Source organism: Sphingopyxis macrogoltabida (genome assembly GCF_001307295.1).
Taxonomy (GTDB): Bacteria; Pseudomonadota; Alphaproteobacteria; order Sphingomonadales; family Sphingomonadaceae; genus Sphingopyxis; species Sphingopyxis macrogoltabida_B.
This window is the reverse complement of sequence record NZ_CP012701.1, coordinates 109,870-135,980: the sequence shown is the minus strand read 5'-3', so window position 1 is coordinate 135,980 and position 26,111 is coordinate 109,870. Positions and strand designations below refer to the sequence as shown.

Here is a 26,111-nt window from a genome sequence, read left to right as displayed (position 1 = left end):
TTTGGCCTGAAGGAGTTGTGGCATATCGAAAGCCGCTGATGTGGCGGCTTTCGATATCTTCTTATGCTGCCAAGGCCAATTGCACGTTGCCAGGAAACAGTAGCAGAGCGTACGCATTTGCAATCTGCCGAGCGCTTGATTCAGACAAGCCAGTCACATCCCCCACCAAGGCCCCGCCATCGAAAAAGCTTTTTGGCTCAAGGCCAGAAGCGATCAGTTGATAGGTTCGGAACAGAACCCTTGCCATTTCCCCGTCGGCAGACTGCCTGATCATCTGGTCATAATCAGAATCCAAGCTGATATGGTCCCAATGGACCGAGCAGTATTTTCTTGCCTTTGCCACGTACAGGAACGGTATCTTGCGGCGTTGGCACTCATAGAACCAAGCATCGCGACTGGCTGAGTCTCGCTTGTCGATCATTTTCCAAGCAGGGTTGGGCCATGGGATCCCTTTGAACAGGAACCGTAAAAACTCAGATGACGTTCTGTCGTAACCCAGATGGACTGAGCGGTCCTCAAATGCATCGAAATCCACCTCGTAAACCGTCACGTCGGGCAGATGATTGGAAGTGGACAGGTAAGCCGCATTGGATCGAAATCCAACGAGGGCGGCAATCGCTTCCGAAGCATGTGCGGAGCGCATTTCAAAATCACCCATGAGAGTGGCTTTGAGCAGACGAATATTCTCTGATGTTGGCAGTAGGATAGCCATACGAACTCCAAAGGGTCGTATCGGTCGCCATTTAATCGATCTGACCACTGGATTCGCGGGCAGTCTGAAGGATTGATCAAAAACCTATTTAGCTTGGCGACAGGCATGGGGGTCAGACCGGTCACAAAGCTGACGGCATATCAAACGACTGTCAACGGGTGCTCTGCGTTTTGCCCGGTCATGATTGCTATACACACCGCCTGTGCGCGTCCCGCACACTACGACCGTTGGCGCACATCCAGCACAATATCGAATTCGCCAGGTTCTGCGTCTGCCGCCATGCAGGGAGTCAAAGTCGCACAAGCCTCGAAAATGATGGCTACCTCAGGCCCCTCATTTGCTAGCCATACACCGATGACTGCCTCGCGGACGAGCGCGTTTGAGTTTTCAAAAACGTTCCTGAAATAACTCGTGGCGGCATCTTCCGGGGATGCGCATCCGAAAACGACTGAGGGGTTTTCGCCCATTCGTTCGTCATACATATCCGCGAAATAGTCTTGGTGGGTGCCAGCGATTGCGAGATTTCGTTTTCCCATTCGAGTCCCCGTTCATTCCGCATTATGCATCCAAAGCAGTTCGCGCGGGGCGAGCCAATTACAATGATTTGTCGTGATCAGCTACCCCAACTGGGGCAGCTCGGACCAAGAGACTTCCGATTTCAAGCCTATGTTCAAATCACTGCACGGACCATTTGCTTAGCAGACCTTGGAACCGGGGTTGCTTGTGGCTATCGGATGTGGCCTCCGCGTGTGCGTTAGACCGACAAGGCAGGGTTTGGCGCTGGTATTTGAGGGGAAGACTCGCAGAATGAGTTTACTGACGCTGGCCGCAAGTGCCGCGTTCATCTGCACGCCGGTTGCGGTTTGGGATGGAGACGGTCCGATCTGGTGCGCGGAAGGGCCTAGGATCCGATTGGGGAGCATTGCCGCACGCGAACTCGACGGAACTTGTCGGGCAGGCCACCCTTGTCCACGTTCCTCGGGGGTCGAGGCCCGCGATGCTCTGGTAGCTCTTCTGGGCGGGGCCAAGGGGAATCTTTCTACTGGCCACGTAAAGGTTTCTGCACCGCCAATGCGCTGCCGGGCTTCGCATCAAAGTTACGGTCGGGTCGTTGCGTCTTGCAGGATGAGCGATGGCCGCGATCTGGGCGCTGCAATGCTGCGCACCGGCACTGTTCTGCGTTGGCGTTGATAAGCTTACTGCTTGCCCCACTAAGCTTAAACGAAATGCCGATCCGGGCCGATGCCCCAATCGGAGGGATTTGAGACGAGAGACGCCTCGCCCAATTCCACCATCAGGTCGGCGTTCGTGTTGGTTATGGTGTCAGCCTGCCCCGTGCACGGCTCGGATGAAGTCCTCCCTCGATAGCCGGGAATAGGCGAAATAGCCTTTCTTCAGCGGAAGACCGCCATTGGCCCGCGCTGCCACCCTCTCGTTGGCAAGGTAGAAGATGTGACCTTGGCAATCGAAAAAGACGTGCGCGCTTGATCGCTTCCACTTTTCGATGAACTGGCTGCTGCGCGACGCAAAATGCACGATCTCGAAATCATGGCCGTCCACGGTCGCCATGCGCGCACCGAGGCCCAGCGACAGGCGGAAGCTGGTGCCGGCGAAGCTATTCTCGTCGTGCAGGTGGACAAGCCAGAACATGCGATGTTTCTGGCGGTAGAAGGCCTCGCGCTCAATGCGCTCCTGCTCGCTGATGCTGGAATGTTGCAGCTCCAGCACGGTCGCGTTCGGCGTGCCGGCCCCGCACAGCACATCGGCGCGGTGCCACTCCCCGGCGGCGGCGTCATAAAGGCCAACTTCTCGGTATTCCAGGTCGAACTGCTCTTTCCAGCCCAGATGCCAGGGGCCTTCGGCTTCGGCCCAGCGGTCGCAATCGCCTGCCTTGTGCCGCCAGTGCTTGACGTTCTGCGCTGGCATGACGGAGGTGAGAAGCCCGCCACAATCCTTGCAGACTGTGCGCTCGCCCTTTGCGATAGGTTGCCGCCTTCCGCCATCAATCCAAGCATAGATCACGCAATAGTCTCCCCGCGATCTGGCGCCATAACGTTCTGACCCTCAGAATATCAGCTTCATCTTGTGACACAAATAACTGCTTTGATCGCACTCGGACTTCCGCGGCGTTTCGGATTAAATGTGTGCTTTGGTCGCTATGCGACAATCCGCATTCTGTCATTTCAGTGCGAAAGCGGAGCTTACGATGGACATGCTGTCACCGTTGTGGTCCTAATCCATGGATCATCGCTGATTGGCACACGAGAACCGTTGTCGAAAAGGTTGACCCAACAGATTGATTCGAGGCACCTTCTCAGAATGTGGGCAGATATCTACATCAGGATTTTCGGTGAATGAGTAATGCTGCGAACGAAGGTGCCTGCCTGAGCATCAAGGCCAAGCACATTGGCCCGATTATGGAACTAGAGGGGAAGCTCTCTGCGAAGGGGCAGAACCTCCTCTTCGCCACCAGTGGAACCGGCAAGTCCTTCATTTCGCGAGCTCTGCGGGCGCTCGAAGGCCCAATGAAGCAAGGCGAAAGGGACATTGACCCTGCTGATGTAGTCTCGGAAGAGAGTTCGGACGGTGCCCTGTCTCTATTTGAAGGCACCACCCAGATTACAAAGATCGCGTTCGACAAGACGCGCGGGCTCGTAAATCGCTCCCCAAGCCAATACATCTTCCACGTCTTCTCATCCGACTACGTCGGCGCTGAGCTAGCTAGTCGTTCCTATGTGCTGGACGGCGACATCGACCATCAAATCATCCTCGGCAAACAGAACCTCGAACTGCAAGACAAGGAGGACGAGCTGGCGAAGGTCTACGGCGAAATCGACGAAGCCGTTCGCGCACTCATGAGCGCCTTCCAAAAGGGCAAAAACAAGCTCCAGTCAGACCTATCGATCCGTGCCAACTTACAGGACTTCAAAGGACTGGATTTGGACGATTGCCGAGTATTAGGCGGTCGTCCTGAGAAGCTCCCAACGAGCGCTGCTATCCTGGAGCAGTTCAACGCGCTGAGGGCAGTGCCGACCGATCCTGACAAGCCTACTTCTTTGGCGACGCTGAGCGTTCAGCTTGACGTGGATACGGCGCGAGCGCTGCTGGAGCGAAAAATCGACCAGTCCACGATAGCGGCCGAAGTGAAGGCAAAAATAGAGGCTGACAGGGAGTTCTTTGATAAAGGTGCAAAGCTCGTCGGTGAAGATGAGGTGTGCCCTTTCTGTACCCAGAAATTGAGCGTCCATGCGAAGGCAGTCATCGACGCATACGTTGCCTACTTCGCCGACGCCGAGGCCAGGTCGCGAGACCTGATCAGGCGGATGAAAGGCCAGACAGCGGCGATCCGACCGGAGCTCTCTCGAAGAGAGGCCAGTCTGAACCAGGCAATCATCCGTTACGATGCGCTCAAGGTTGCTTTCCCGTCGCTGAGCGCAACGGCGCTCGATACCGACGCAGGGCACAGGGACGAGATGGTGAAGCTTCTGGACGAGCTCGACGCGCTGCTCGACGAAAAGGCTAACGACCTCACGCGCTCAATCGCGCTTCGCGAGGACTTCGGGATCGAAGGGCCGCAAGCGAAGATTAATGAGGTCAGAGAGGCCAACCGGACGCGCATTGAGAAGCTTAACTCGACGGTCGACAATTCTACTAACGAGAGGCTGACGTTGCAGCGCCGCGGGTGCTTGGCGTTCAACTACGGGTTCCGCGACGACAACAAGGCCGCGCTTGAAGAGCTTGCGAAGAAAGAGGCTCAGCGGGTTGCCCTCTTGGACGAGATCGAAGCTCTGAAGAAAAGCAGCGGTGAAAAAGTGGAGGCGCGCGAGAAGGTGGCCGACACTCTGGAGGAACTAATCAGCTTCGCCTTCCACGGGCGCTACTCTTTCGATAGGGAAAACTTCAGCGTAAAGCGCGACAAGAAGGATATGGCGCGGGGCAGCGACCGGACCCTGAGTGACGGCGAAAAGACTGTACTAGCTTTCTGCTATTTCCTAGCGCAGTCGCATCTAAAGATTGACGAGGTAGGCGATTACCGGAAGCTCTACCTGATCGTCGACGATCCCGTCTCTTCCGTCTCGTTCGACTACGTCTACTGCATTTGCCAGATACTCAAGACTCTACGCATCGATGGCGGGGACATCAAAATCAACACAAACGGCTCCGTACGTCCCAAGCTGCTGATCCTCACGCATCACGACTTCTTCTATAACGTCGTGCTCAATAACAACGTGGTGCCGAACAGCGCTCTGTTCCAGTTGGTGTCGCGCGGAAACAAGCATGAGGTGGTACATCAGAAGGACTTCGTGGCGCCGCACGTATTCCACCTGAAGCACATCCTTGACGTAGCGACCTCGAGGACACCGCCGAACCCCTCGACGCCTAACGCTGTCCGGTCGGTGCTTGAGGGTATCTGGCGCTTCGCATATCCCAAGAAAGGGGACCTTCAGGCATTCCTGAACGAGGTCAACTCTCAGCACGGGGTGCAAGTGCGGAGTGTGCTGATCCAAGACATGAGCCACGGCGGCAAGATGTGGACGGAGAGCCCCCTGAGCGCCGACATCGAGATGGCCTGCAAGGAGGCTGTAGAGATCCTGCGGTACTACGCTCCCGGGCAAGTTGAGGGTATCGACAAGTTCAAAGGGGTTTTGGATTCTGCACCGATAGCAAGCGCCGAGACCCCGACCCCTTGACGCTAAAGGTTTCAATCATTGCGTTTTTCCTGCTCATCAAGATGACCCAGAAGGGTAGGGAAGCTGGCAATTCAATGAGACAGGGGTGTTCATGAAATTTGTGCATTCGGCTGACTGGCAATTGGGTAAGCCTTTCGGGCGGTTCGAGCCTGATGCGCGCGCCGCGCTTCATGAAGCTCGCTTCGACGCTATCGACACGCTTGGCCGGATCGCAATTGAGAATGGTGCTGAGCACGTCTTGGTAGCGGGTGACGTCTTCGATACCGACGGGCCTGATGATCGCACGATAGTTCAGGCGGTCTCTCGAATGAGCCGCCATTCCTGCCGTTGGTGGCTGCTGCCGGGGAACCACGACTATGCGCGCAGTGGAGGGCTGTGGGACCGTGTCCGGAGCCGTCTTGGCCCGACCATAAATGTCCTGACAGAAGCGGAGCCCGTCGAAATGGAAGATGGTATCTGGCTCCTGCCCGCGCCTCTGACATATCGGCACAATCTCGAGGACCCGACAGTCGCCTTTGACGCAATGGAGACACCTGGCGCGCGGCTGCGCATTGGCCTTGCTCATGGCTCTATCCGGGATTTTGGGTCGCGCGGGGAAACCAAGAACCAGATTGCTCCGGACCGGGCGACACGCTCGCGGCTTGATTACCTCGCCCTTGGCGACTGGCACGGCGCGTTGCAGGTCGATGCCAGGACTTGGTACTCTGGCACCCCAGAAACTGACCGCTTTCAGCGCGATGACCCCGGCCATGTGCTTCTTGTTGAGCTTGCCGAAAGTAGCGAGCCGATCGTCAAGCCTATTCGCACTGGTCGGTTTCAGTGGCTGATGCGCTCGTGGACCGTCAACGATCATGCTGCATTCGAAGCGGAACGCGCGCGGCTGCTTGAAACAATCGATCCGCCATCGACGTTGCTACAGCTCTCACTTGCGGGGATTACCAGTTTGGGTGACCGGGTCGCGATGCTTCAGTCTTTGGAGCATGACTTCATTCACCGCTTGCGCTTCCTTGATATCCGAAGCGATGACCTCGTGGGCCGACCAAGCGAGGACGATCTCGCAGGACTTGCGGTCGAGGGCATTCTTGGCGTCGCGGCGGCCCGGTTAAATGAGCAGGCATCTGCGGGCGGAACCGAAGCGGTTTTAGCTAAGCGCGCGCTCGAACGCCTCTTCGTCGAATACAGCCGGGGAGAGCAGCCATGAGTCTCGTAATCCGGCGCATTGCGATCGAAAATTTCAGGAAGTTTCGTGACCCGTTTACCATCGACAATCTGACCGATGGCCTCAACATCATCATCGAGCCGAACGAGACGGGAAAGTCGACCCTGATGGAGGCACTGCGTGCGGCGTTTTTCGTGCGCCACAACACGCAGAACCAGCTCGCCAAGTCCTATGCACCGCGCGGCGATTCTGTTGCGCCCAAGGTCGAGATCGATTTTGCTATTGACGGTGCAGAGTGGTCGCTCCGGAAGAGGTTTCTCAAATCAGCATCGATTGATGTTGAAGGGCCGCAGGGCAGGGCACAAGGCGATGAAGCTGAAGCCCTGCTCAACACGCTACTTGGCTCAGTGCGCGATACCAGCAGGGCAGGGGATGTTTCTACCTATGGTGCGCTCGGCCTTTTGTGGGTGGCGCAAATGGACGCGCTCGAGATCCGTGCGCCGGGCGCCATCGTGCGCGACACGATTACAGCTTCGCTTGAAGCGGAAGTCGGGTCGATCATGGGCGGCGAGGCCTACCGCAAGGTGCGAGAGCGTGTCGATGCGCAATACGAGCTCTACTGGACCCCAACGGGTGTGAAGAAGGGTCGTCAGGTCGAGGCGCTCCGCCGCTTCGAGGTCGCTGTGACGGCCTCTGCTGAGGCTGATGACAAAGTCGCCCAGCTTGAAAGGAGTTTCGGCGAGCTTGATGTCTGCCGCCAGCGCTTGTCTGTCCTGCTGCGAGAGATGGCCGATCAGACTGACAGTCAGATACGCGCGGACCTCGTCTCCTCACTGGAGGTGGCACGCATGGCTGCGCAGCTTCTGGCAACCCGGCAGGCGGAAAACGAGGTGGCAGCTGGGCGGCTCGCCAAGCTCGAAGATATTCAGGGGCGACATGATGCCGCAGTGGTGACTCGCGAAAAGGCAGCGAAGGCTCTTCAGGATGCCCGTACCCTCCGGGCGACATCTCGCGAACGCGTAACGGCTGGTCAGAGCAAGGTTGCCGAAGCGCGTCTGGCGGTGATTGAGGCGCAAGCGGCAAATCAGCGATCGGCAGATGCGTATTGGAAGGGTTCGGAGAACCACAAAGAACAGCAGTTGCAGGATGCAGCGGCTGCGGCCCGCCAACGATATGGCGAACTGATCGGGCTCGAAGCAGAACTTGAGGCAATGAAGCGCGTCGAGCTCGGTGCGATCCCCAGCGACAAACTTGCGACACTCGAGGTCAATGAGCGCGCTGTCGTAGAAGCGCGCGCTCGGCTCGATGCCGGTGCGGCGCATGTCACTTTGAGCGGTAATGCCGAGGGTGTCATGATCGATGGCGAACATATGGCTCCTGGCACCCGGGCGTTGACAAGGACGACGCAAATCAGGTTGGGCGACGCCGAACTTGTCATCACACCGCCGGCGTCGGCCGCCAGCGCCGAAAAGCTACTTGCAGAGGCCGTCAGCAAACAAAATGACGCGCTCTCTGCTCTCGGTGTTACGGATCTCGCGGCTGCGCGCGAACGAACGATTGCCGCACGCGAAGCTTCAGCTGATATCCGGACGCTCATGGCCAGAATTGCGGCAGCGTCGCCTGCAGACGACCGCATTGGCCTTGCTGCCGGAGCAGACGCGCTGAAGCTCTTTGTTTCCTTGCAAAAGGAGCCCGCAGCTAGGGTTGACCATGGCGCCGTTGATCTCGCCAAGCTTAAGCAGCAGCTTGAGGTCGATGCGACTGCGCTGGCGCGGGCTGAAGGCGTGGTTCAGAGCGCAATCGAAGATTTGCGCAAATGCGAGGCCGAGGAAGCTCCTCGCGCGACTGCCGAGGCGCTGGCCCAAAACGACTTGACGGCCGTGCAGAACGCGATTGCCAACATTCAGGCCCATCCGGACTGGGTAGGACTTGCGGATGCGCTTTCGAGTGCGCGGCAGCGTTCCGCCGAAGCGGCAATCCAACTTGATGCCGCGATGCGCAACGCAACGGCGCACGATGTGGCGGACATCAACCGCAAGATTGCGACGATTGATGCGCGCGCGAGGGCCGCTGCGGATCAGAAGACAGATCTCGAGAAGGACATTGCCCGGCTCGAAGCCACAATCGACAGCGAAGGAGGGCGGGGGCTTGCCGAGCAGGCGGCTGCGGCTCGCGATGAACTCGATGCCTCCCGTGCAGCGCTTCAGCGGGTGACCGATGATGCCAACATTATCATGCTTCTGCGCAACACCCTTGAGGAGGCCCGCAACGAGACCTCAGCGCGGTTTGCTGGCCCTGTCGCCCGCCGCGCCAAGGGTTACATTGAGCGGCTTCTGCCGGGTTGCGAGCTCGCCTTCTCAGACAGTATGGCACTAGAGAGCATCATTCGCGCAGGAACCGAAGAGCAGTCGGACAGCCTGTCCCGCGGCACACAAGAGCAACTTGCGATTCTAACTCGGATTGCCTTTGCTGACATGCTCCGCGACCAGGGCAAGCCCATTTCGCTGATCCTCGACGACCCGCTAGTCTATTCCGACGATGCAAGGCTCGATACCATGATCGACATTCTGCGTGAAGCAGCCTCCCAAATGCAGGTGATCCTTTTGACCTGCCGTGACCGGGCTTTTCGACATGTTGCAGGTAATCGGGTGAGGCTTGGTTCCTGATCACAACCGAGCCACCGTCCAAGTGCCATTACATTCCAAAGCGCCCTAGCAAACCGGCCAAAGTGGCGCTTTCCGTGACGGCATTATCGGGCACCAACACATAGCGCCATGGCTTGCCATCGCCCTCCGCAGCGAACTCGTTGGCATGCTTGACCCATTCGGATGCGGCGCGCGCCTTTTCCTTCACCGTGGCATCGTCCATCTGGTTGCTGGCCTTGATTTCGACGATCAGCTTCTCGCCACCAGTCTCGACAACGAAGTCCGGTTCATATGGTTTGCCGGGCCGATATTCGATCCGGAACTGATTGCGGGCAGGCTTCAGCCACCGCAGCACATCTTTCTCGAAATCGCTGTCGATCAACACGGCAAACCGCCGCTCCGGATCTGAGTGGAATTTGTGATGCTTGTAGGGGCTCTTCTGGCCGCCACGGAAAGTGAAGCTGGGCGTCGCTGACAAGGGTGTTGCCACTTCACTCAGCAGCAGCGAACGAGAAGCTGAGTAGGCGATGTTCTGCGGCTCCAACGTTCTGAAAGAACGGATTTTCGTCGCGCGGTAGTCCGCCGGTGTCTGCCGATAGTGGGCCTTCATTTGAGAGAAAATGCGTTCCGCCAGCATCTTGCCATGGGCGAGGGCAACGTTCTCCACGTCTTCGGCGCTGGCAAGGTAACTCTGCAAATGCGCGATCATTTGGTCTGCCAGCTTGTAGAGCAGGTCCGCTTGGCTGTCGTAATCAACCTGCGGATAATCCATTAGGAATTTGACGATGTAGTTCTCGACACGCTCCTCGCGCGGGCCCTCGATCGAACGGGCAAGCTCGCGCTGCGATTGATCGCGCAGGTTCCTGACCAGCAGGCGGTCTGAGATCGGCTGAAACCGGATATCGTCGATCCCGGCGAGGTCAAAATCCTCGAACCAGAAGTTCACTTCTCGGCTCGGCAGCACGACAATCTCCGGGATCTCAATGCTGTTTTCGGCAACGCTCGCGGTCACCACCGCCACGAGCTGCTCGACATCCGGCTCGACCGCGATGCCTTCGAGCGAGCCCTGTCGCTGGACCGTGAGCCGCCGCACGTCGTCGACGATGCGCTTTTGCACCTCGGGGCTGCGCAGTTCCTTATGGCCGCCTATCAGCTCCCTGCTGTATTTGTCGCGCAGCAGTTCGATCGTGACCTTGGCAATTTCCTGCTCTTGCGGGGTCTGGAAGATTAGGGGCTCCTGCCTGACCCCATCTTCGGCCTTTGGATCTGGCAATTGCGCGCCCGTCAGCGCCGCCTCGAACGCGGTCGGCACATTATAGACCACCTGCGGCTCAGTCGTGATGTCGCCGCCTTCGCCAATCCGCAGCTGCTTCATCTGCACGATCGATCCGTCTTCGCGCGCCTTCTTGATCACATCATCGAAGCGGTCATGCGCGATCACCGTCAGCGTATCGACCGCTTCGTTTCCGGTGCGTTCGCCATAGGGAAGGCGCAACCCGCGCCCTAGTGTCTGCTCGGTCAGAATGTCCGACGCCGACGCGCGCAAGGGCACGATAGTGTAGAGGTTGGTGACGTCCCAACCTTCTTTCAGCTTGTTCACGTGGATGACGATGTCGGTGTCGCCAGCTTCCTCAAGCCGCACCAACCGCTCCATCGTCTCGTCGCTTTCCTCGCCGCGCACCTTCGAGTGCACTTCGATCACGCGGCCCTTGTAGGAACCATTGAAGAAGCCATCATCCTCGATCCGGGCGCGCAGCTGGCTGGCATGGGCGGTGTCCTGCGCCACCACCAACATGAAGGGGTGGACCCGCTTGCGGCCTGTCTCGCGGGCATAGAGCTCCAGCTCGGTCTTCACATGCTCGTGATAGTGGATGCCGTCTTCGAGCATGATCCCCTCAAGCGCATCCTCGTCATACGCCTTCGGGTTGAAGTCCGCCCGCGTCGCCACGGCAGGTTCCTTCACGAAGCCATCGGCCATGGCATTGCCGAGACCATATTCGTAGATCACGTTGCGGAAATCGCGGGAGTTCGCGCCGACGGACTTCGGCGTGGCGGTCAGCTCCAGCCCTAGCTTCGGGTCGAGCTCGAAGATCGCCTTCTTCCCCGCCGCCGCTCGATATCGGTGCGCCTCGTCCATCAGCATCACAAGATCGGGTAAATTCGACAGGTAATCGAAATAGCTATCGCCTAGTGTCTCGCGGAAGCTCCTGATCTTGCCAACGTCCTTGTTGATCTTGTCGACGTTGAAGATGTTGATGATAGCCTCGCCGCCGAACAGGTCGCTCCCGCGGATGCCGCGGCCTTCCTGCCAGGTTTCGCCGGTGACGATTATCGGCGGCGACTGGGCAAACTGCGAAATCCCGCGGAACACATATTTGGGCGAGGTCTGACGCGAGAAATCCTCCACCAGCTTGTCGTAGATGGTGGTGTTCGGCGCCAGCACGAAGAAGTTCTTCGATTTGCCGGTGAGGTAGAGATAGGCGATGAATGCGCCCATCAGCCGGGTCTTGCCGACCCCGGTGGCTAGCGCAAAACATACCGATGGGAAGCTGCGCTCGAAGCTCTCGACGCTGGGATAGAGCGCCTGAATCTCCTTCAGCAGGGCATCAAGATCGGGCGCGGTGGCGAAGTCGATCTTTTCCAGCACCTCACCCAGAATGTTGAGCGATTCCTCCTGCGGCGCGCGCAATGACAGGCGCTGAGCGATCTGGCGGCGGGCGCGAGCGGGGTTCAGATCACTCATCATCTGCCTCCTCGGCGAACAACGGCAAGCCCGCACCGGCCGCTTGGGCAGCCGCCTCGCTCGCTTCTTCATCCTCAGCCTGCGGCAGGTTCTGGATGTTCAGCGAGTAGTCGTCGCGGCCCCATTCGCACTTCTGCAGGATCGAAGTCGGGATCTTCACCAGCGTCAGGTTTTCGAAGGCATCGGCGGTGGCATCATAGGCCTTGCAGCAGATCAGCAGCGAGCGATCGGGGCCGACATCATGGGCGATCTTCGCGCAGGCTTCGTGGGTGAGCGCCTGCGTGGTGACATAGATGAAGTCGGTCTCGGTCGAATGACCGTGCCGCCAATATTCTGCCGGGTCCTGCGAGGGCACATAGGTGAAGCCCATGTGCTTGCACATCGCCTCGGCGAGCATCGCCGGGTTGTAATCCTGCGCGATCACCCAGTTGCCGTATTTGTCCCGTTCCAGCAGCGAGGGGGCGAGGGTGAAGTAGCGGAACCCGCCGCCGCCCTTCCAGTCAACCGCCTTGCTAATGCCGCCCGGATCGGTGCCGTCGATCACCTTTTGCAAACGCGGAACGACATGACTGTCGGCATGTTCGCCGATCTCGACCATAATCCAGCGCCGACCCATCTTGTGGGCGACCGCGCCAGTCGTGCCAGAGCCTGCGAAGGAGTCCAGCACGAGGTCGCCTGGGTTGGTTGATAAGTCGAAGCAACGCTTGATGAGTGCTTCGGGCTTCTTTCCTTTCGGGAAATCAACCCCTCCTTCGTTGTGAAGATTGTTCGAAAGAATGTCGTCCCAGATGCTGGTGAGTGGTTCTCCTGCGACATATTCTCCGTCAACAAACTTCAGCTTGTCCGCGTAAAAAAGGATCCTCTGACCTCCGACGAAATACATGTTTGAATGGCTCTCACGCTCGAGCAGAATGATTTCGTTCGGGCTAGCACGCGACTGGTCAATCATGCTTCTCGCTGCTGCGCTCACCGCATTGTAGTCCGGTCGCGCGAGCTGAATTACCGCGGTTGCGTTCGCATGTACAAACGCCTCAATCCGCATTTCATAATCATCGCCCAAAGCTTTTTTGAGCTGCTTTTCCGGAATGCCTTCAGAGATTGCGAATGCTTGTGAGAGCGTGGAAAACCGCCAAGCTTGGTGAGGGTCGCTGCGATTAACTATGAACTGACCATATCTTTTGTCGCGTGCACCACGCGCAGTGAAAACTTTGTTGGGCTTCCAACGTGCCTTGTCCTTCGCATAAACCAAGATGAAATTTGAAGTGCTCACTACACCTGGGTTGATGGACTTATGGCCCGTCGCCGATCCCTGTTTGAAGGTCACAATGCTGATACGATTACTTCGTCCGAAAATCTCGTCAGCGATAACGGTCAGGTAGGTGAGTTCGTTGTCGTCAATATGAATATAGATGCTGCCATCAGGTGAGAGCAGCGCATGCAAAAATTCGAGCCGTTGAGACATGAGGCTCAACCAGATCGAATGCTCAACCCCGTCGTCATAATGATCGAAAGCCTGCTTCGTGTTGAATGGCGGGTCGATGTAGACGCACTTCACCTCGCCAGCATGTTTCTGCTCCAGCGCCTTAAGTGCGAGCAGGTTGTCGCCCTTGATCAGCATGTTGTCGAATAGGTCGCCATCCCGCCGCACGCTGGCGTGGTAGCTCTTAACGGGATCCTCGATCAGAATGCGCGGCTCGAGCTTCGGCCGCTCGTCCTTGCCGGGCCATGTCAGTTCAAGCTTGGTTTTCTGGGTCATGCCCCACCACTAACCCAGCAACCCCAACCATGCCAGACGCTTAGCGCACAGTTCCACGTCAAAGGGGCTTTCTGCCGTTGGCCGACGCCCCGGCACTTCGCAGCATCTCGTCCAGTAAATCTTGCTTGGTCCTGCTTTCGCTGGTTGTGGGCGGCGAGGGTGATATCGGGTTCAACCGTCGATCCAGAGCGGCGATCTTGCGGCTGATTTCTATGCGGGCAATCTGGTTACGGTGCATTTTCGGGGAGCCTTGGCGGAACTTCTGGCCCTGAATTTCCAGCTGCCGCAGCCGCTCCAACAAGATGGCTCGTTCGGCCTGCACTTCGCAGCTCGCTTCAGGCGTCGGGGCAGTTTGCGGTGGCCGGAGATTCGGTGTTGCCGATGTGGGAGGCTCGGGCACTTCGGGCCGAATTCTGGCGCGGATGGAAGCGATCTCGGCGTCGAACGCGGCAATGTATTTCTCGAAGCGACGCTCCTTGCCCTGGGCATCAAGAAACCGCCCTGATCTAGGGGGAAGTCCTGCGCCGTGTGCCCTGATGGCCTCAAGCTTAGCCTGAAATTGAGCGCGCTTGGCTTCCGTTTTCTCGAGCCGGGTCCTGGGCTTTGCGACCTGAGCCCCAGATGGCGACGCGCTACGCGGAGGCGTGGATGCCGGAAGGGGCTCGGGCCTGCGCTGAACGTCACGGGCGTTATCATTGGTCGGGGTATCGGTAGCCCTGCTGGGCACGCCCCCCATTGCAGTCCAGTCAACCTCGATCCGGCGCGGCGATGGCTTTGTTGGCATGGGCGAAGGCGTGGCTGGACGAGGAATGAACCCGCCTTTCCGTTCGACCCAGCCCGGCGCTTGCGCAAAATCGGCCAATGCCTTGATTTGCTTGTCGCTGATGTCGAGCGGATGGCTGCCTCGCCGGTGAACTTCGCGGGTGTCGCGGACGATTTCCGCCCAAGCACATAGAACATCAGAGGTCGGCGCGGACCGATGGTGCCAGTTGATCAGATAAAGAGTATCGACTTCGATCCTCGGCCGAAGGCCTTTGGACGCCTTATGCTGCAGCACATCATAGTGACGGCGCAATTCCTCGCGGCGCTCGCCCAGCCAGTCGATTATCCGGTCCTGCCATTCTTCCTCTTCCGCGATGGCTTCGGCCAGCAGCGCCCTGCCGGGGTCATCAAGCGGAAGGAACCGGAGCTGCCGCCGCATGCGGGCGATGGCCTTGTCGCTTTTGCGGGTCTGAACGGCGACTTTGGTTTCTACCTCGAGCAAGGCCTGATCGGCTTGCTCATGAATTGCCGCGATCGACGCCACATTCTCGCGAAGCCAGCGCTTGCGCACGTCCGCCTTTTGCCCGTCGAGCAGGTCGTCCAGGGCAGGCGGAGCCAACTCGTAGCAGGGCTTGGGATACGATGTCGCACAGTCCAGCAGGTTGGCCGCGATGAACGCGGGGATTTCATCCTCGTTCTCGTCGCATCCAACGATCATTGGGAGGGTGGCGCACAGCTCATTGCCGGTCCAGATTTCGGCCTCAGCGACGGCGAGCCAACCGCTGCGGTTCCTGAAGCGCGCGACGTGCCGCCAGTCGCCTTCATAGCTGTCGATGTCGATCTGGAGGGAGACCGGATAGACGCCGAAGCCATGAAGCATCAGATCACTCCACGCTCCAGCGAAGAGTGAAGAGCGGCTTGATTTCCGGCTTCAGGTTGAGCGCCGCCGCGAAGTCGTCGAGCATGTCTTCGACCTTCTGGCGGGCTTCCTTGCGCTTCTGGAACTTGGTCATCTTGAGGTCATCGATATCATCCTCAAGTCGCTTGATCTTGCGCTTGAGTGCGAGCTTATCCTGCATGCTGAGGGTGGCAGCGCGTGACTGCTTGCGAAGCTCTTTCGCCTCCTCTTCCAAGTCCTTGATCTGCGCATCGATCTCGATCTCGATGTCGGCCGCATAGCGGTCCAAGCGATCGCTTTCCGCGTCTATCCACTCTTCGTTCTCGCTCAGCACCCGTGCAGAGAAATCGCCGAACTGCTGTTCTTCGATGGCGTTCAGCTTGGACTCGAGAGGCGCATCCGCCGCGCATCCCGCATCCTCGGCGGGGACGATGAATAGCTGGTCCGCGACATCGCTGGGGACGGTCCGGCCATCATCAGTTGTGCAGGCAATAAGCAGCTCTTCCCGGAGCGCTTCGGGTGTCGGCATGGTCGCCTTGAACACGCGAAGCCAACCTGCCTGACCCGCAAGATCACGAATGGCGCCGACCTGACCCTCATAGGGGTAAAGGCTGGGCCGGAAGACCATTGCTTGGGGCGTACCAGTATGGTCGCGCGCCTTCGCTGCTTCGATCATTTCCGCGCAGAGGCCATCATTGACGCGGAAGAACTGCCAGTTCTGCTCGTCAGCCTGTGGCCATTTCGTGGTGTAGGTGCGCCCCTGATATCGGAAAGTGTCATCGTCTGGCCGGCCAAATGTCGCGCCGTCGAGTTCGGCCTGAGCCGCAATCAAGAGACGCTGGACAAATTCAGGCAGGATGCGGGCCAGCTCCTTGCCGCGATCCTGCAGCTTCGAGATGACGGTGGTGTCCATTTCTCCGAGTAGCCGATTTCGGGCATCTTCGAAGGCTGCATCGATCTTGTCCTGGATCGTCGCTTTCAGAGCGTCGAACTCAAACTCGACCTGCTCCGGTGTGCGCCCGCGCTGCACTATTTCGAGCACCTGCTTCTCGAAATCGACGCCGCTGGAGAGGGTGCCCAGGACCTCATCGCTGGCACCAAAAACGCCTTCGAAGAGGTGAAACTTCTCGCTCAGGAGTTCGTGGATCCGTTGCTCGGTCTGGTTCTTCAGATTGAGCATGTTGACTACGGTTACGTCGATCTTCTGGCCATACCGGTGGCAGCGCCCAATGCGCTGCTCGACGCGCTGGGGGTTCCAGGGCAGGTCGAAGTTCACAAGCAATGAGCAGAACTGGAGGTTGATACCCTCGGCACCGCTTTCCGTTGCGATCAGGATGGCCTTGTCGTCACTCTTGAAGGCCTCAACAATTGCCGCCTTCATGTCGGCCGATTTCGACCCCGAAGCCTTGTCGGTTCCGCGGTGTTTGTCCAACCATTGTGCGTAGGTTTCTCGGCTTTGCTGGTCGCCGTTCTGCCCGTTCATGAGCACGACCCGTCCGGCGTAGCCATGCTGCTCAAGAAGCTCTCTGAGGTATAGCTGAGTGCGCACGCTTTCGGTGAAGATCACCGCCTTCCTTGCACCGCCTTTTCCTTCGATCTCATCCAGAACCTTTGGCAGTTGCTTCAGCAATTCCTCGCCTTTGGCGTTCTTCGCGATTGAATTGGCGAGGACGAGATAGTCTTGAATCTCAGCGATCTCGGCATCGATCATTTCTTGCGTGATCGCGATCGTCGAGTTGTCATCGCCTTCTTCGCCGGCCTCTTCCTCCAGCTCGTTCATTGTTTCGATGTCGTCGCTCATCGTAACCGAGGCAGGTTTGCGTGACCTCAGTCGGCCAATCAATGCCTCGAGATATCGTGCAACAGCAAAGGTGGATGAACCGAGTACCTTGCGGACCTGGAGGACGACGAGTGCATTGGTCCGGTCGCCATAGGAAACCGTGTCGGTCCGTTGCAGAAAGTTCGAAAGGCGGTCGTAGAGCTCCTGCTCAGCATCGCCCGGCTCGAAGTGGAAGGTCTGTGCATTGCGCCGGACAAAGCTGATATGGCCCGCTTCCTGTACCTGCCGGCGTAGGGAACGATGGCAAATTGGCTGGAGGCGGGATCGTAGACCATCAAGCGCAACGCTCGATTTTCCGTTCGAGAGATATTGAGCCCGAAAGGCATTCTCGCCTCCGAAATGGCTTTCGTCGATTATTGAGACGATGCCGTACAGCTCCATGAGCGAGTTTTGCAGCGGTGTGGCCGTCAGCAAGATTTTGAACCTGTCCTGCAGGGCCTTTTTCAGGTCCTTTGCACGCGCCGAGCCGTCCTTCTTGAACACGTTGCGAAGCCTGTGAGCTTCATCAAAAACGACGAGGTCCCAGGCAATTGAGCGTAGCTCGTCGGCCTTCCTAGCAGCGAATTCGTAGGAGCAGATGATGATCCCTTGAACCGCTGCGAAGGGATGAAAGTGGCCCTGTTTCTGAAAGGCTTTGTAGGTCGCCGATTCCATGATCTCGGATCGGAGTGAGAACTTCTCGAACAGCTCCTGCTGCCATTGCTTTCGAAGTGAGGCAGGGACGATGAGAATGATCCGGCGCTTATGTTCGGCCCAGCGTTGCGATAGGACCAAGCCGGCTTCGATGGTCTTGCCAAGGCCAACCTCGTCGGCAAGCAGCACCCCTTTCGAGAGGGGTGATTTCAGGGCGAAGAGAGCTGCCTCAACCTGATGGGGGTTCATTTGGACCCGGGCTGATGTCAGTGACCGCGCAAATGCGCTTTCATCCAGCCCCGACAAGGTCAGTTTGTGGGCGTTATAATGGCCGTGGACTGGAGTGAACAGATTGGCATCCATGCCTTTGGAATATCGGGGAATGCCTGCGTTGGCCACCACGAAACAAAGTAGCGCGGAGATCGATTACAACAACAGAGGGCATAACGTGGAAGGTATCGCAGCGGACAGATCTCTCGTGTAGATCGCACATGCTGATTTTTCCGGTAGGCGTTCGACCTGACGGCAACGCCGACGACCGGCCTCAGTTCAAATCGGCCGAGAGTGTTCCCAAAGAGGTTTCGTTCGAGAAGCGCAAAAATTCGGAATGCAGAACACGGCACCTGGCGATTGAACACGCATCAAAGAACCCTCTGTAGTTATTGATACAGCCTTGACATCTGACCTTCAGTAGTGCGACCGGTCAAGAGGTCGAAACGAGCATTGAATGGCAAACTACGACGACGCCCTGAAAGTAATGGACGCGGTCGCAAAGTACCGTGAGGATGAGAGTTTGCCCGACGACCCGCACGAAATCGACCGCCTCTGCGAGCGGTTGTTCTCGGACGACGGGTTTGACGAAGTCGCCATCGCATGGAAGCGTATTTCGAAATACGAGCGTGAGGTACACGGAGGCGATTGGCCAAAGGCCGATTGATGAGAATTGCCGTCATGCTACTATTACCGCATGGCGAAACGGATCGAGCTCTACCAGGAAGCGTCCAAGCGCATGGCGATCAGCCCTGACGCTTGCATTGAGCGGATTCGACGCTGCAGCATCAGTACCAAGTTCGGATATGAGAGCACTGACCCGGCGTCGCTAGCCGCGATCGTGGGATTGGACGAAGACTGGGGTGCCACCGCTTTTGCGGAGCTGCGGAGCACGGGCTTCATCAATACGGACTGGTCCCGTTTCAAATGGTACCAGCCCAGCGGCAAGGAACTCGATGATAAGATAGCCGAGCTAGCGGCAATCGAAGCCGCGGCAATCATCAGACTGTCGTCCATGGACTGCGCGCCGGCACTACCTGCTATCCGCGCCTTGGTTGAGAACTTCCTCGAAGAAGCGGATGGCGGGGACACGATTGCGACGAGCCTTGCTCATAACAGGATGATGCTGGCGATCGTCAGCGCCACCGGCGAGCTTCGCCTCATGGAAGATTACGTCAAACATGCCAGTGTGGCGGTCGCCTATGCAGTTGCGGCTCGACTTGAGGCTGCCGACCTCGATGGCATGAAACGTTCAGCTAATGTCATTGTGGACCTCATCGGGACGACCGAACCGCGGGACTGCGCAGCCGAAGCTGTCGCCATGCGGCTCCACCCGAGAGAGCCCGTGAACGCGTAAGGCATCCCACTCAGCAAAGCGGCAAAGCTGCCTGACCGACCTCCGTAAGAGGCTCGATGATCGGCGAGAAAGTGCGGGAGCTGCCCGCATAGGTTGGATACCCAGCGATGTTGTCCTCGATCGTCTGGAATCCATCCTGGCGGTCATTGACCGGATAGATGCCCTCGCCCATCTTTTCGATGAGCGTCTGAAGCGAAGGGGCGATGCCATCGAAGAAGATCCGGCTAGCTGCGCGAACGCCCGCAATATCGCCTGTCCTGGCGGCATCAAGAAACCGGTCGCTAGCCTCCACCAGAAATCCTGTGCGGACAGAATAAGAGTCTGCCATCCAAAGGAGGCGGAAAAACGCCTGGGGGATGAACTGCGAGACAAGGTTGGCAAGGGTGCTTTCCTTGCCACCCAGGACGATATGCGTGAGCCCCATTGCACCGAGAAAAAAGTCCTCGTGTTTCACAGGGACGTTTCGAATGCGTTCGTCGATGAATGCCGCGAGTGGGCCCAGAGTTCCGCCCCCGGACTGCGCCAACCGGACTGCCCCGATCTCGACGATTGCGCCCAACGAAAGGCGCCATTCCTCAACTTGGCTCTGCGAGAATGTTGAGATGACATAGGACGTGCCCGAGCGGGTAAGATAGCCGCCGACCTTCAAGGCGACCAGCAACCTGCGCGCCATATTGATATGAAGCCCGTAGTACGCAGCCATGTCCTGGGCAGAGTACGGCGCTCCAGCCTTGAGCTCGCCAAATAGAATGCGCTCTCGAAGATCGAGATATGTCGCGTCAGTCTTCGATAACATGCTCTCAACGGCTCGCTTGAATTCAGCGTAACCGCTCCCCTTCTGGTATGATTCTGGCACCCCACGCAATCGCTGATACAAATCGAATCGGCAATCGACTCCTAACCCCTCGCAGCGTTGAACCTATGATTGTCTTTTTGGCGTAAAAACGCTACGGAAAGGCTAGGAGAACGCCGATGGACGATTTCAACAACAGATCGAACATGGATCCGATTACCTATGCTGTGATGACCGGCGATACCTCGCGAGGCGCATCGGTGAGTGACCTTGGACGAACCTATGGCAGTCTTGAGGACGACACAAAGGATCTGACCTACGGCGGAACCAACACAGGTGCTGGCTCACTCCTTGCCCTCGTGCTGTCGATTACCTTCCTCGTAGTCGCTATTCTCAGCTGGTAGCCGATTGGGATGATCGAGCGCTCAGACAATCAACGCTGATCTTTGTCATAGAAGCGTTGATTGAAGCGATCGTCGGCACCGCCCTCACCTTTTCGATCCTGCTGAAAATCCTGACGGCGCTGGCCGGATCGCGTGACATTGGTCTCATAACGCTGTCCGAGAGACTGACCGCCTTCCTCAATTCGATTGCCGATCGCGCTGTCTGACGACCCCTCGACAAGATTGCGCGGCGATACGGCTGAACGACGGGGACCCTGTCCGCGTAAGTCTGTCTCCGTAAATGCGCCCGGGCCCGAGACATTGCCAACAAGCGAACCGGGCTGCGGGATCAGATCATTGAATGGCGCCACGCGCTGATCATAATAGTCGGCGATGATAGCCCGCGCGACCACTTCAGCAGTCGCCTGCTCTTGGGGGCTAAGATCTGTGCGTGCCAGACTCGGTGCCGTCAGCCCCAGTTCAGCGGCCTTTTCCTGATACCGGCTTGCGATAATCTGGCTGAGGTCAAAGGAGAGATTGGACCCATAGCCATCCCTGCTCGAGGTATTGCTGCTGAGGGATTTCGAGACCTCGTCGATCGCCGCAATGCGCTTATCAATCCGCCGAACGTCCTCAAGAGCCTGTTCCCGGGAAAAGGCCGCCTCAGAGTACCCCTCGCTCCGGCTGAAGCTGCCGCTCTGCGAATAGCTGCCGCTGTCCTGCGTGGCGTTGGATCCATTCGAACGATTGTCAGATGTCGATGAGTCGAAGCCCTGGCTCTGATTGGCTTCAGTTCCTCGGGTGACCGTATCTAGCCGCGCACGAGCGCCAGTAATGCCAGCTTGAACACTACCACCAAGCGCACCATTGGCCCCACTGCCGCCTTCACCATTCGCAGCGCGCTTCCCGCCGCGCCCCGCTGAACCACCAACGCTCAGCGAGCCACCCTTGGTTGTTTCGAGCCGATCCGTATTGCTTTGCTGGGCACCCTGCGAGGAACTCACACGATCGCTCTCCGAGACGGTGTCGCGTGCATCAAGCGACTGGTTGTCAAACCGCTGCAGGTTCTCGCCCGACCGGAACCCTGCAGAACTCTCGGAACCGCTGGAATTGCGGGTGCCGGTCGTTTGCCGGCTCGACGTTCGATCAGCCAATGATAGCGCGCGGGAACGCTCTTCGCTCAGCGTATTGCGTGCAGTTTCCAGTTCGGACAGCGTCTGCTGGCGCTCAGCATTCGCGAATTGGCTGACAGAGGATGCAAACGCGAGGCGGCTCATCGCAGGTGAGGTATCGTAAACCGTCGACCCATCTGATGTTGTTCGGGTGATCGCGGCATTCGCACCTACGCTCGACATGATCGGCGCGCCCCCCGAGAAAGATGGCGCCGTGTTCCACTGGTCAGACTGCCGGTTAGAGCTCGAGAGGTTCATGTAGCTCTCGTTGCCGTAGGCATAATTCCCGGTCGTGCGCTCCACTGCGGCAGCCTCGGCCGCAGACTGGGCAGGAGCCAACATCGAAGTTGCCTGAGACGAAACCGCCATCGCGCCTTTGGCCATGCCCGCAGCCAGGAACGGGATCGACATCATCAGGAAGCCAGCAATCGTTGCCGTATCCGTGTTGACGGCATCGATGCCTGCCATCCCGGCCATCGTCACCCCGCCAGGCGAGGTCGCGTTCATCGCATCAGCCGTCCGGTCCATGATGAACATGTGCAGGACCACGTAGAGCGGTCCCCAGGCGGCCAGATAGAAGAAGCCGGTAAAGTATCCCTTCAACGCAGGCGTGCCGCTGCGCGGGATGAGGAAGAGCGGGAAGATCACCGGGAACATCGCATAAAAGACGACCGTCAGGACGATGTTGAGGAGCGGGACCCAGGTCATCGCCTGCTCCGCTATCGACGTATAGGTGTTGCGGGCCTGCTCCTCGGCACGCAGGACAGCGAAGGTGTCACCATCGGCCGCGCCGAGGTTGGCGCGCGCCTGAAGGAAGGCGTTGACGAGCGAGCGCTGTTGGAAAATCTGCTGTGCGGTCTGCGAACTGCCATGGAAATGGTTGGCGACAATCGGAAGGTCCGCAATCAGCTTCGAGCGCGCGAGCGCAGGGGTTAACCCTGGAAAATCTTGCGACCTTCTTCCTCAAGTGCCGTGTCGGAATAGGTCGTAACGCCGGTGGCGATCGCCGTATAGCCGGCCTGACATGTGATGATGGTGGGAGCACCGCTTTCGGGGATGAACTTCATCCCCCGCGCAGGCGAGCCCGGTCCCATCTCCGTCAGAATATCGTTGGAGTTCGCGATCGTATCGAAGGATTTGAAGCCGAGCAGAATGTCGTAGAACAGGCACTGCTTCATGTACTCTTCAAGATTGGCGCTGATGCGGGGATCGCGGATCCGGAAGTCCTGGGTGCGGTCCCAAAGGCGCGCGCCGTAGATCATGCCATTGCTCGACATCTGCAGCGAACCTGGCATCACAAAAACCGTCTCAGCCGTGCGCGTGAGCCAATCACCAGCAGTCGAACTGACCGAGGCTATCATTGCCAGCCCCAGAGGGACGTTTGCGACCGTAGCGGGTGCCAGGGATGGATTGAGGCGGTCGGTAACCCTCACCGTCATCGTAGGTACGATGAGGGCGCCGTACATAAGTGTCGCCCCCAGAAACCAGTTGAACCAGGCACGCCAGTTGAGGCTGAACGCCACCACCAGCAGCGTGTAGATCAAGCCCATGACCATCACGACGCGCAGCAGCGAACGAAAACCCCCACCCCCAGTCCAAGCGGATACCGCGTTGAAGACATTGACGATGTATTCGCCCCCGCCGATCGTGAAGATCTCCATCATGGCACGCGGTCCCTACTGGATGCCCTGACGCGAAAGCGACGTGCTGAATGACAGCGCGGCCGACATCTGCGGCGACAAATTGTTCCTGAGCGTGCCCTCAAGGAACACCGCGCGCTGAACCACATGCTGGGTCCGGTCGAGGCGCAGCTTCATGCCTTGCGAGTATGTGTCGAGGACCTGTCGGACCGAATTGATCTGATCGCGCCACTGCGAAAGAGCTTCCTCATTGGCGTTCTGGAAGGTCCCTACCCCGCGCGAGGCATAGCCATAATATTGCTGCGCAAGCGCATCGAGGAGATCCATCGCCACGATTTCGGCGAGGTCATTCATGTCGTTGCTGGTCATGCCGCCGAGGGTTGCGGCAGCGTTGACCGTCATGATCTTGTAGAGCGGAATCGTGGTCGCCCCGAGCAAGCCAATCTCGTCACTGGTGAGCGCGGCATTGCTGCGAACCTTCGCGTTCATGCTTTCGATCATCGCCCGGACCCTGGGTTTCAACGCCTGTGATGCCGAAATCGACATGGCCTGCGTGGTCGGGTTGAGGCACTTGTCGTTGGTATCGCAATTCAGCATCGTGACCGAGCTGGTACCGTCCAGAAGCGCAGTCAAAAGGGCGCGGTCGCCCTGCCCCACGAACTGGAACCCGCGTTTGCCGCTGGCATCCCCATCCTGGTAGAAGATCACCGTTCCGACGAAAGTCATGAGGTACTCACGAAACTCGGTCGAGAAACTGGGGTAGCTTTGCTTGAGCATCTCCCACGTGAAGTTGTAACTCTGTGCAGGAATGTCGGGATCGCTGTTGGCCGCGATCGTCGAGGCACGCTGCCCCCCTGTCCCGCATTCATGGCGGCTCTTGGCCCAATCGGAGAACAACCCCTGGCTGTTGCCGACCGACTTGCAAATCTCCGAGGACATCCGATCGGACTTGCCCCACAAGCCGCCGACGAGGTTCTGCGCCACTTCGCAGCTGTTCATGTTGAACTGGTTCATCTGCTGAACCTTCTGTGCCATCTCCTCGATGGTCGAGGCGATCTGCGGGCTGATCGACTTGATCGCGAGCTGGAAGGCAAAGCCCAGCGCGTTGTTGGCAGTCGCTTTGAGCATCGCCACGATCTCATCGGTGTTGATGAAGGAGAAGCTGCCGGAGAAGACGTCGATGCCCCCGCATCCGGCCTTGACCCCGGGCAACTGGAGATTGACCGGGGTCACGTTCTTTTGCGGAAAGCGGGTCCAGATGTTGCCGCCCGAGTAATAGCCTGCCGACTGGCCCTGATAGGCGACGGGGCCGGTGGCATTGGCAGCGGCGCCCATATCGTCGAAGAAGTTATTGAGCTCCGAGCCGACGTTGGCACTGACGGGGGCTGCAGCGAAACTCGCTGCGGCAAGTACGGCAAGTGCCGTCCCCGACGAGCGGAAGAGGCGGGCGGCAACGCCGCGTTTGGTCTGGCGGGCCATCAGTAGTCACTCCCGGGCTCAATCTGGGTGAGGTAGAAAATGCGCTGCATCACATCGTCGGCCGCCATCACGCCGTAGCCGATCGGAATCGGCTTGCGTGTCTGGGTGTCGAAAAGGACCAGGGCTGGAACAGCGCCGCCCTGAAGGCCCATGCGCTGGTATTGGCCGCTATCGACGACATAATTGGGGAACGCTTCGTTGGGCCCGCCATCCATCGAGACCGCGAGCACCTCTAGCCCGTATGTGTCGGACAGTGCCCGCATTACCGGCGAAAAGGTTCGGCAAGCCGAGCAGGACGAGGAGTAGAAATAGAAGACCCCGTAGCGCTCGGTGAGCGCCGCCATCGAGCCTTCACGCTGGGCTTTGCGATCTTCTGCCCAAGTCTGCTTTGCGAGAGTCGAAACAGGCCGTTCGAGCGTATAGTCGAGATCGGGGTTCTGCCAGATCGAGCGACCCCACACATCCGCGAATGTCGAAGCGCGGTCGAGCTGCTCGCGCTGGAACCGGATATAGCTGACGATGTTTTCTGACGTTGGCTCAAGAATGGCCCGTGCTTTGAGCTCATCGAGCTTCGCCGTAATCTGAGCCATGCGCTCGGTCGCAGGAATGGCTGGCGATGCGGGCCTTGCCTGCTCGCGTGCCTTGCGCTTTGCCTCCTCGGAGTTGCAGTAAAACCAGCTCCCAAGCTTGCGCTCGTCGCAGTAGAACGCATCGCGATTGGCATCTGCCGGTGGCTGGGCGAGCAAGGGGACAGCCACCGCCCCGAGGGCTGATGCAAGGCTCAGGAGCGCTAATCTCGTCATGGGCATTTTCCTTTTTCAAGGTCGAGCATCTGCAAGAGGAAGGCAGTCTTGAAATAACCGCGGCCCCGGTCGATCATCCGGATCATTCCCCCCGACAGGGTGGTGGTCGCCTCCACACCTGCTGGCGTGAGGCAAAAGTCGAAATCACCATCACTCATCCGACTGATGGAGCCGCGATCAAGAAGACGCTTGATCGATGCTGCGAGCTCACCGACCGTCGCAGGCCGCAAGAACCAGTCTTTGATGAGTGCGAACATCTCGGTCTCGCTGCGCGCCAGATCACGACCGATGGCGACGCTGACCGCGAGATCGAGCACCTGCGCGGGCGGAAACGGCTCGCTATGCGGGAAGGCAAGAATTTCAGCACTGCTCATG

19 protein-coding genes are annotated in these 26,111 nt (G+C 58.4%); 6 read left to right on the top strand and 13 right to left on the bottom strand.

The genetic code is table 11. From position 1 onward, the window contains the following. Positions 1–61: 61 nt before the first annotated feature. The 3 genes from AN936_RS22805 to AN936_RS22800 form a co-directional block, all read right to left on the bottom strand. On the bottom strand, positions 62–658 hold the full coding sequence (locus AN936_RS22805; protein ID WP_054590578.1) for a hypothetical protein: 597 nt from the start codon (positions 656–658) through the stop codon (positions 62–64). A 272-nt stretch (positions 659–930) separates the two neighbouring features. Continuing rightward, on the bottom strand, positions 931–1,248 hold the full coding sequence (locus AN936_RS24900; RefSeq protein ID WP_149037830.1) for a hypothetical protein: 318 nt from the start codon (positions 1,246–1,248) through the stop codon (positions 931–933). Positions 1,249–2,035: 787 nt separating this feature from the next. Further along, positions 2,036–2,734, bottom strand: coding sequence for a hypothetical protein (locus tag AN936_RS22800; protein WP_054590577.1), 699 nt, complete (start codon positions 2,732–2,734; stop codon positions 2,036–2,038). Positions 2,735–3,066: 332 nt separating this feature from the next. Between AN936_RS22800 and AN936_RS22795 the strand changes: the two genes are divergently transcribed. From AN936_RS22795 to AN936_RS22785, 3 genes are all read left to right on the top strand, one after another. Then, positions 3,067–5,403: an AAA family ATPase gene (locus AN936_RS22795; RefSeq protein ID WP_054590576.1), complete on the top strand. Its 2,337-nt coding sequence runs from the start codon at positions 3,067–3,069 to the stop codon at positions 5,401–5,403. 91 nt (positions 5,404–5,494) lie between these two features. Next, entirely contained in the window at positions 5,495–6,604 is a 1,110-nt protein-coding gene (locus AN936_RS22790; RefSeq protein ID WP_054590575.1) for a metallophosphoesterase family protein, read from the top strand. After that, on the top strand, positions 6,601–9,228 hold the full coding sequence (locus AN936_RS22785; RefSeq protein WP_054590574.1) for an AAA family ATPase: 2,628 nt from the start codon (positions 6,601–6,603) through the stop codon (positions 9,226–9,228). The genes AN936_RS22790 and AN936_RS22785 overlap by 4 nt, the downstream gene beginning before the upstream one ends. Before the next feature lie 28 nt (positions 9,229–9,256). Here the strand turns inward: AN936_RS22785 and AN936_RS22780 are convergent, their stop codons facing one another. From AN936_RS22780 to AN936_RS22765, 4 genes are read right to left on the bottom strand one after another with little or no spacing between them, the layout of a single operon-like run. Next, positions 9,257–11,950, bottom strand: coding sequence for a DEAD/DEAH box helicase (locus AN936_RS22780; RefSeq protein ID WP_420496847.1), 2,694 nt, complete (start codon positions 11,948–11,950; stop codon positions 9,257–9,259). After that, positions 11,943–13,706, bottom strand: a complete 1,764-nt coding sequence (locus AN936_RS22775) for a site-specific DNA-methyltransferase (protein WP_054590572.1) — start codon at positions 13,704–13,706, stop codon at positions 11,943–11,945. The genes AN936_RS22780 and AN936_RS22775 overlap by 8 nt, the downstream gene beginning before the upstream one ends. A 58-nt stretch (positions 13,707–13,764) precedes the next feature. Beyond that, positions 13,765–15,348 carry a hypothetical protein gene (locus tag AN936_RS22770; RefSeq protein ID WP_054590571.1) on the bottom strand — a complete coding sequence of 528 codons (1,584 nt, stop codon included), beginning with the start codon at positions 15,346–15,348 and terminating at the stop codon, positions 13,765–13,767. A gap of 4 nt (positions 15,349–15,352) precedes the next feature. Further along, positions 15,353–18,202 (bottom strand): SNF2-related protein, encoded by a 2,850-nt coding sequence (locus AN936_RS22765; RefSeq protein WP_054590570.1) that lies wholly within the window; start codon positions 18,200–18,202, stop codon positions 15,353–15,355. Positions 18,203–18,566: 364 nt separating this feature from the next. Here AN936_RS22765 and AN936_RS22760 point away from each other — a divergent pair, with 364 nt between their 5' ends. Then, complete coding sequence (locus tag AN936_RS22760) at positions 18,567–18,776, top strand: hypothetical protein (protein ID WP_054590569.1); 210 nt, start codon at positions 18,567–18,569, stop codon at positions 18,774–18,776. 30 nt (positions 18,777–18,806) lie between these two features. After that, positions 18,807–19,466, top strand: a complete 660-nt coding sequence (locus tag AN936_RS22755; protein WP_054136685.1) for a hypothetical protein — start codon at positions 18,807–18,809, stop codon at positions 19,464–19,466. 10 nt (positions 19,467–19,476) lie between these two features. Here the strand turns inward: AN936_RS22755 and AN936_RS22750 are convergent, their stop codons facing one another. Continuing rightward, complete coding sequence (locus AN936_RS22750; protein ID WP_149037829.1) at positions 19,477–20,262, bottom strand: hypothetical protein; 786 nt, start codon at positions 20,260–20,262, stop codon at positions 19,477–19,479. Between the two features lie 176 nt (positions 20,263–20,438). Between AN936_RS22750 and AN936_RS22745 the strand changes: the two genes are divergently transcribed. After that, a complete protein-coding gene (locus tag AN936_RS22745; protein WP_054590567.1) occupies positions 20,439–20,663 on the top strand; it encodes a hypothetical protein in 225 nt (74 codons plus the stop codon). A gap of 29 nt (positions 20,664–20,692) precedes the next feature. Here AN936_RS22745 and AN936_RS22740 read toward each other — a convergent pair whose 3' ends face one another. Genes AN936_RS22740 through AN936_RS22720 form a run of 5 tightly spaced genes read right to left on the bottom strand, consistent with a single transcriptional unit; the run spans position 20,693 to position 26,110 of the window. After that, complete coding sequence (locus AN936_RS22740) at positions 20,693–22,705, bottom strand: conjugal transfer protein TraG N-terminal domain-containing protein (protein ID WP_250635740.1); 2,013 nt, start codon at positions 22,703–22,705, stop codon at positions 20,693–20,695. Between the two features lie 41 nt (positions 22,706–22,746). After that, positions 22,747–23,478 carry a conjugal transfer protein TraG N-terminal domain-containing protein gene (locus AN936_RS25725; RefSeq protein WP_054590565.1) on the bottom strand — a complete coding sequence of 244 codons (732 nt, stop codon included), beginning with the start codon at positions 23,476–23,478 and terminating at the stop codon, positions 22,747–22,749. A 12-nt stretch (positions 23,479–23,490) separates the two neighbouring features. Then, positions 23,491–24,933: a conjugal transfer protein TraH gene (locus tag AN936_RS22730; RefSeq protein WP_054590564.1), complete on the bottom strand. Its 1,443-nt coding sequence runs from the start codon at positions 24,931–24,933 to the stop codon at positions 23,491–23,493. Beyond that, positions 24,933–25,736, bottom strand: a complete 804-nt coding sequence (locus AN936_RS22725) for a conjugal transfer protein TraF (RefSeq protein WP_054590646.1) — start codon at positions 25,734–25,736, stop codon at positions 24,933–24,935. The genes AN936_RS22730 and AN936_RS22725 overlap by 1 nt, the downstream gene beginning before the upstream one ends. After that, positions 25,733–26,110, bottom strand: coding sequence for a hypothetical protein (locus tag AN936_RS22720; protein ID WP_054590563.1), 378 nt, complete (start codon positions 26,108–26,110; stop codon positions 25,733–25,735). The genes AN936_RS22725 and AN936_RS22720 overlap by 4 nt, the downstream gene beginning before the upstream one ends. Between the last annotated feature and the right edge of the window lies 1 nt (position 26,111).